Raw genomic sequence first — 6,495 nt, 5'->3', positions numbered from 1 at the left:
TTCCTTCCGGACCTGACCAGGTTAACGGGTAATCGTTGCGGGGGGACCGATGGGACCACCATAACGAAGCCCGTCGAGCCTCATATCTAGAGCGCTTTCCGGGTCTTCGTCACTTCTGAGCCGGCCTTCAGCTGACCACGCAGAGAATGGAAAACGAGGCCATTGTAGGCGACCTCACGGGGAGCCCTGCAAGGCGCCTTGTACCACCTGCCTGTCCCCCTTTTGTACCACCCGAGGACAGGGCGAGGAGTCAATTGATACAACGGCGAAGCTCAATAACGGACGCCATTAAGTGTGCCTGCAGCCAACTACCCGCTGTTAGGAGCTAGTAGCCAGGAGTGCCATCTGCCTCCAGCGGGAAGTTTGGGTCAATTCGCTCATAAAGAAGTTCCCCGGGACCGTCTCGGAAAACACGTGTAGCCATTGCCCATCTGTCGCCCCCTACGTCCTTGAGGCGCAGTTCCTGAGTAAACGTCCCATTACTGGCGGAGTAGAAGATATTGAATCTACGATGCTGCCCTGTGAGGGATTTGGTAAGGCTGTTAATTGAGCACATCCCTTTGAACAGAGTCCCAACAGTTACATGAGTATTAGCGGCCTGCATCCAGTTCGGCGTGTCTGGAACATCAAGGTCACACACGCGCGCACTGAGGTTTTGAAGGTGGTGGTCGCCCATGTGGACGACCATCCAGTTTCGGTTGTCAGCCATAACGCTCATGTAGCAGAAGCTATCTCCTCCCGTCATATGGTTAAGCAACTCGCGGGTGTCCCCCTCGATCTTCTCCACCAGTCCAGAGAGGCGCCTTTCCAGGCTTTGCAGACCACTTTCTACTCCTGCTTGTTTGCGGACCCGGAACACCTGGCCAGTCAACCAGCTTGCTAGGAAAAACGATGGTCCCAGTGCCGCCAGCACTTTCTCCACCGTGATGGCTGCCCCCCATACCACGTAAGTCGTCCAGGCAGCTGCAATAAGCCCCGGAATCCAGAACTCCTTGAGCAGTTGCTTTCCTGTTTTCGTCCACATTCCCATGCTCCCTAAAAGCCTCAGCAACAGACCCGAATCATGAAGCGATGCGATGTAAAGTTCACCTCACTGGGGGGCTGTCAGCGACTATTTTTACGCGAAAAATCTGAGCAGCTTTGATAAGTAAGGTCGGGACCGAGCTCCCCCCGCCCCCCCACTCCGCCCCCCTATACGCCGGCACCACCTTGACCACCACCAGGTAGAGGGAGAGCGCACTGGAAACTTGAGCGGCTCCCAATTTCGGCGACGGTACCAGTCGTGCCAAGGCTGGCTCATTAGGTACACCTTGTGAGCCAAGCTGGGCCACCCTCTACGCCCACGAAGGAATGCGGCCCTCTACATGGATCATAAGTGTTGATTTATTGTGATCCGGACAGTAGCTTTCTGAGCCAACATTGTGGACCAGGAAGCCCAGACCATGACCGCCGCTATCCTCGCCTACACCCGCGTCAGCTCCGACGGCCAGTCCATCGAGGCGCAGCGACACGCTATCGGCCAACGCTACAACGTGTCGGAGGACGGTTGGTTCACCGACGAGGCCACCAGCGGCACCACCAAAGCCCTGGAGCGGAAGGGCTTCATGGCCCTGTTCGCCTATGCCAGGAAGGGGGACACCGTCGTCGTCGCCGCCATCGACCGCCTGGGCAGGAGCACCATTGACGTGCTGGAGACAGTCGAGGCGCTGAAGGCGAAGGGCGTCACCGTCATCTCCATGCGGGAGGGCTTCGACCTCTCCAACCCCACCGGGAAGCTCATGCTCACCCTGCTGGCCGGCGTCGCGGAGCTGGAAAGGGAGAACATCAAGGCGCGGCAGATGGCGGGTATCAACAAGGCCAAGGCCGACGGTCGCAAGCTAGGCGCACCGAAGCAGCACGATGACGCCGCTATCGCTGCCTGGCGGAAGGATACCGGCTCCAGTATCAAGGTCACTGCCGACCACTGGGGCGTCTCGACAGCCACCGTGAAGCGCGCCTGCAGGGCCGGCGAGTCAGCCACTATCTGACCCGAGTGGAGTGGTGCCCTGGGAGGACCATCATCGTATCGCCTGAAAGCCGCACTGCTCCTGGCCTGAAGGCCGAAAAAGCCGAAATACTGCCAGTCTTCCCACAAGCAACCGTCTAGCCACCTCCGTGGTGGCCTCCGGATGCCTCAATACCTATCATCACTCGAAGCCACTCATGCTTCTCGGGACCACCTGAAGACCTCCACGGGGAGATACTGCCCTTCTTCGGGCACCCACCATCGCCCCCTTAGAGACTGCACAGTTCCTGGACTTACTCCGTCTAACCTATTTACCCCCAGTCATAGCATACGTACCCGCCTGCCCACCTCCAGACCCGCCTTCAGCACCGCGTAACCGCGCCGCTAAGACCTCCAATCTCATCCCCGAACGCTTATACACCCTGCCCGGACACCTCCTGGCGGGGCGCTGGCGTTCGCCTATCACCAAGGACCTTGATCCAATGAAACACCCCCACAATCTGGTGCGCCTCAACCTGCACCTCCGCCCCGACCACCTAGACCGACTGACCTTCCTGGCCTGCACCCTGGGTAAGCTGAAGCGCCGCGAGACACGCCTTGCTGAAGCCCTGGAGTTGTCCCTGACTGCTGGTCTGTCCTGGAAGGACGACGACCTCCTGGGCCTCGCCAAGACCGACCGGGAGGAGCCGCGCTGGCTTGCCCTCGACCCCATCGCTCGAGCGCGCCGAGGTAGGCCATGAGTGATTCTGCAAGCCATGAACAAGACGTGCTCAAGCTTCTGGCCTCGGGAATGTCCGAGCGTAAAGTAGCCGACACACTGGGCATGTCCCGCCGCCGAGTCAGCAAAATCAAACAAAACGCCCCGATGGAGGTAGCCCCTGACCCGCTGTCTCCCGACCTCCTGCCGACCATGTCCCGCGCTACAGCCATCGCCGAACTGGTCAAGCTCAGCACCCAACCAGGAGGCGTGCGCTACTCGGAAATGTGGTCAGTACTACGGGCGCTATTCGGCATGCGCATCAACGACAAGACCGGAATGCTGGAACTGGACATGACCGACAATCAACTTCGCTATCTGAAGGAGAAGACCACCGCTGGTGCGGCCGACCAAGGCAAGGTGGCGCTGTTCATCCCCGAGTGGCTTCCTCGACAAGCACCTGTTGCTGCCAACGACATGCTGGTCAGCAGGGCCGGCTGGCTTCACGACCGAGCCCAGGAATATGCCGCCGAGTTCATGCTCTCCTTCCCAGGCGCATCAATGAAGCACGTCTTCAACGAGCTGGTCTGCTTAGCGTTCAAACAGGCATCCCCTGAACCAGTTCAGACCAGATGCCAACGAAATGCAGAGACCGCCGAGGTACTTCAACGACGACTTGGAGCCTTGGCTGGCAAGCCGGCCGCCAACGAACCATTCCCTCTCGCTCCCGACCCCGAACTAGACAGACTCTGCATCTAGACCAGCAGGGACGGCGTGGCACAGGCAGTCGCGTAGCGGCTGGCTGGGGCCGTAGAGCCGGACCAACCACCAAACACAGAAGAAGGGAAAGACCAGGACTTCCATCCTAGTAGTCCATCCTCCGCAATCATCACTCCCCGTTACTGGGCTTGGTCTCTGCGGAAAGCCGACAGCAGCTGCGCTACTGCCGTCTTCCACGACCGCCCTGACCTAGCCACCCCCGACGATGAGTTGGTCTGCCGCCATAGCGGGCCACCTATATCTATGTCGGGAATTGGCCCGCCCCGCCTCACCACCCCCGCACCGATCTATCAGGCGTCCTCCTCCGAGGCTGCCAGGGGACGGCTGCACCTCAACATCACCACATAAGGAATCAACATGACCTCACGCACCTACACCGCCTTCGTCGATGGCGCCTGTCTCAACAACGGAACGAACATTGCCCGTGCTGGCTGGGGAGTCCTCCTCCGCAACGCGGCAGGCGAGACCCTAGAGCTGGCTGGGCCGCTTGCAGGCGACCACCACACCAATCAACGGGCCGAGTTGAGCGCCGCCATCGAGGCCTTGAAGGCCCTCAAGAACCCCGCTCAGGTCGACCTCCACACCGACAGCACGTATGTCGTCAACGGCATCAATCAGTGGTTGGCGGGCTGGAAGGCCAGGGGCTGGAGGAAGTCGGACAAGAAGCCTGTCGAGAATATCGACCTCTGGCAGGCTCTCGATGCCCCGCTGGGTCAGCACAGCGTCACTGCGCACTGGGTCAAAGGGCACAGCGGTCATGCCGAGAATGAGCGAGCAGATGCCCTCGCTGGCCATGCTGCACAGTTCCAGAAGGCACACCGCAAGCGGACACCAGCGGTAGAAGCACCTCTGGTCTAAGCCACTATCACGCCCCCTGCGGCGCCTCCCCAGGGCCTGCTCGGGCGTGTCTGCTCCCCTGCTGTTTTCTGGTCGCGCTGATCGACCTCGCCCTCCCAGGCCTTACAGCGCTCCCTGTTCACTTTTTGAAGATGAACTTGGCGGAAACCAGGTGCTGGTCATTCATGGTAGCGGTGCAGTCGCGGCCAACCTCTACCTTACTGTCAGCACCGAGGACAGGGCTGCATTTCAAGAAAGCGCGCTTGCCCTTGTAGTCAAGCTCCACTCCCTTCGTGGTCTCGCTAACCAGAGCAGACATGAACTTGCGATTCCATGGCCCAAATTTGATCTCGGGCTCACCTTGCATGAAGAATCCCGAGGTAGGGGTTGCACAGAGCGTCCCCACCATACGCTCGCCATCAATGATGTTTGCATCGTCGTAGCAGTAGATCAGCCCCGTCTCCGATGCGTCGATTGTGGTGGGCCCTCTGTTCACCCATGTCTCTGGCTTGTACGCCGCGCATCCTCCGAGCAAAGCAAAGGCGATGGCAGACGCAACAATGGACAGCTTCTTCATAGTTCCTCCTTGATTCGCAGCTTCTTGCTGCGTCGAAGATTATCCATTCAAAGGCTGAACCCATGGAAGCATCGCCTACGAGCGCTCAAGGTATCGGCAAGCAAACCAACTCCACCACAGGCGCCAGCACCTCCGGCCTGAAGTCCTTCCCATACCGGCTAAAGGTTATCCCTCCGGTCTGATGCCCCAGGATGCCGCCCACCAGCGCCTCCGACACGCCCTTCTGCTTCAGATGGTCGGCCAGGGTATGTCGGAAGCTGTGGAAGTCCTTCTTGCCCTCGAAGCCCAGCTGCGCCCTAACCCGAGCGAACCACTTGGACGGAGCTGCGCTGTAGCCATGCTTCTTGTGGCGTGTCAGCTCGGGGAACACCCGAATCTGCCCCTCGCTACGCAGCCGCCTGACATACTCCAAGAAGCCCAGCGCCTTGAGTCGTGAGTGGATCGGGACCAGCCGCTCCGAGCTGTCCGTTTTGATCTTCTGGTCTGGGCTGCCCTGGCGGATATGCAGGCAGTCGATGCCGTTGACGACCACCACGTCATCCAGGCGCAACTGACACAACTCGTTGAGCCGGGCGCCCGTGTAGAGCCCCAGGAGCGGCAGCCAATACTGGTTCGGCTTGGGGCCATCCGCTGGGGCATACCTGGTCTTGTCGAACAGCGCCCGCAGGTCGGTCTCAGTGAAGGCAGAGCGCTCCTCGCTGACCTTCCCCCGCTGCTTCACACGCAAGCCGTCGAAGGGGTTCTTCTCACAATATCCCTCCCGCATGGCGTAGACGAAGGCCGTAGTGAGGTTCTTCACGTAGTTGTTGAAGGTGGTCAGGCTGATGGTGGTCTCCGCCTGGGCTATGGCCTGCTCCAGCGACATGACCGGCAGTTGGTGAATGCGCGGCGGGAGCTTCAGCGCTGTCTCCCGGAACTGGTGCGCCTCCTTCCTGGTAATCAGGTTTATGGGGTGGTCGCCAATGACGCGGACCAGCAACGACGCAACCGCCCTCTTGTCGTCCAGGGTCTTCAGCGAAACACCCTCCCTGGCCTGCTCCCGCAGGTGCTCCTCGACCACCTTGGAGAACCTGGGCGCCAGCTCGGGGCGATCCTTCACAAGCGCCTTAGAAGGCCTCTCCTGCGCGTTTACCGGCGCCCCCTGGGGCTGACCTATCACCGACTCGAAACTGCTCACCAGCTGCTGCTGACGCAGCCAGGAGGCCCAGCTAGCCAACCGTTTGCCGCCCGCCTCCCAGGCACCGCGCAAGAGGTCCAGTGAAGGCCGGCGCCCCTGGAAGGCCTCGGTGAATAGCCGCTGGACCTGCAGCAGTAGCTCTCGGCCACGGATAAGCGCCTCTCTCCGGCACCGGGTCTGCAGGGACCTGCGTATCTCACGCTGGGGGAACAATGGGCGAATGACGTCAGGCACCACAATCCGGAAGTAGAAGACCGAATGGCGCGACAAAAGCAGGTAAGACGGGACAGTAGACACGGATGTATCACTCCTTGTACCACTGCGTGGAATGGAGCGAAAAACCGTTCAGAATCAGTAACTTAGGTTGCTGGAGGCGGCCCCACCAGCCACACCCCGGCACACGATGTTCCCGCTGTGGCTGC

General features: G+C 60.2%; 7 protein-coding genes. 4 read left to right on the top strand and 3 right to left on the bottom strand.

Annotated features, from left to right (window positions below; translation table 11 throughout):
• Positions 1–325: 325 nt before the first annotated feature.
• Complete coding sequence (locus tag IP89_RS19295) at positions 326–1,024, bottom strand: hypothetical protein (RefSeq protein ID WP_043311344.1); 699 nt, start codon at positions 1,022–1,024, stop codon at positions 326–328.
• Positions 1,025–1,442: 418 nt separating this feature from the next.
• Here IP89_RS19295 and IP89_RS19290 point away from each other — a divergent pair, with 418 nt between their 5' ends.
• From IP89_RS19290 to rnhA, 4 genes are all read left to right on the top strand, one after another.
• A complete protein-coding gene (locus IP89_RS19290; protein ID WP_043311343.1) occupies positions 1,443–2,027 on the top strand; it encodes a recombinase family protein in 585 nt (194 codons plus the stop codon).
• A gap of 460 nt (positions 2,028–2,487) precedes the next feature.
• A complete protein-coding gene (locus tag IP89_RS19285; protein ID WP_043311342.1) occupies positions 2,488–2,745 on the top strand; it encodes a hypothetical protein in 258 nt (85 codons plus the stop codon).
• Complete coding sequence (locus IP89_RS19280; protein WP_156115083.1) at positions 2,742–3,461, top strand: helix-turn-helix domain-containing protein; 720 nt, start codon at positions 2,742–2,744, stop codon at positions 3,459–3,461. The genes IP89_RS19285 and IP89_RS19280 overlap by 4 nt, the downstream gene beginning before the upstream one ends.
• Positions 3,462–3,839: 378 nt before the next feature.
• Positions 3,840–4,340, top strand: coding sequence for a ribonuclease HI (rnhA, locus tag IP89_RS19275; RefSeq protein WP_052081142.1), 501 nt, complete (start codon positions 3,840–3,842; stop codon positions 4,338–4,340).
• A 118-nt stretch (positions 4,341–4,458) separates the two neighbouring features.
• Here the strand turns inward: rnhA and IP89_RS19270 are convergent, their stop codons facing one another.
• Both IP89_RS19270 and IP89_RS19265 read right to left on the bottom strand, forming a co-directional pair.
• The gene (locus IP89_RS19270) at positions 4,459–4,896 is read right to left on the bottom strand and encodes a hypothetical protein (protein ID WP_052081141.1); all 438 of its coding nucleotides are present in this window, start codon (positions 4,894–4,896) and stop codon (positions 4,459–4,461) included.
• Positions 4,897–4,981: 85 nt separating this feature from the next.
• Positions 4,982–6,370: a site-specific integrase gene (locus IP89_RS19265; RefSeq protein ID WP_043311340.1), complete on the bottom strand. Its 1,389-nt coding sequence runs from the start codon at positions 6,368–6,370 to the stop codon at positions 4,982–4,984.
• Positions 6,371–6,495: the final 125 nt, after the last annotated feature.

It is taken from the genome of Pseudomonas sp. ML96 (genome assembly GCF_000761545.1).
Classification (GTDB): domain Bacteria; phylum Pseudomonadota; class Gammaproteobacteria; order Pseudomonadales; family Pseudomonadaceae; genus Aquipseudomonas.
This window is presented reverse-complemented; position numbering and strand designations above follow the sequence as displayed.

Bases quoted from the DNA above. Each gene is read 5' to 3' on its own strand.
- IP89_RS19295 (WP_043311344.1), bottom strand. From the start codon at position 1,024: ATGTGGACGAAAACAGGAAAGCAACTGCTCAAGGAGTTCTGGATTCCG.
- rnhA (WP_052081142.1), top strand. From the start codon at position 3,840: ATGACCTCACGCACCTACACCGCCTTCGTCGATGGCGCCTGTCTCAAC.
- IP89_RS19270 (WP_052081141.1), bottom strand. From the start codon at position 4,896: ATGAAGAAGCTGTCCATTGTTGCGTCTGCCATCGCCTTTGCTTTGCTC.
- IP89_RS19285 (WP_043311342.1), top strand. From the start codon at position 2,488: ATGAAACACCCCCACAATCTGGTGCGCCTCAACCTGCACCTCCGCCCC.
- IP89_RS19280 (WP_156115083.1), top strand. From the start codon at position 2,742: ATGAGTGATTCTGCAAGCCATGAACAAGACGTGCTCAAGCTTCTGGCC.
- IP89_RS19290 (WP_043311343.1), top strand. From the start codon at position 1,443: ATGACCGCCGCTATCCTCGCCTACACCCGCGTCAGCTCCGACGGCCAG.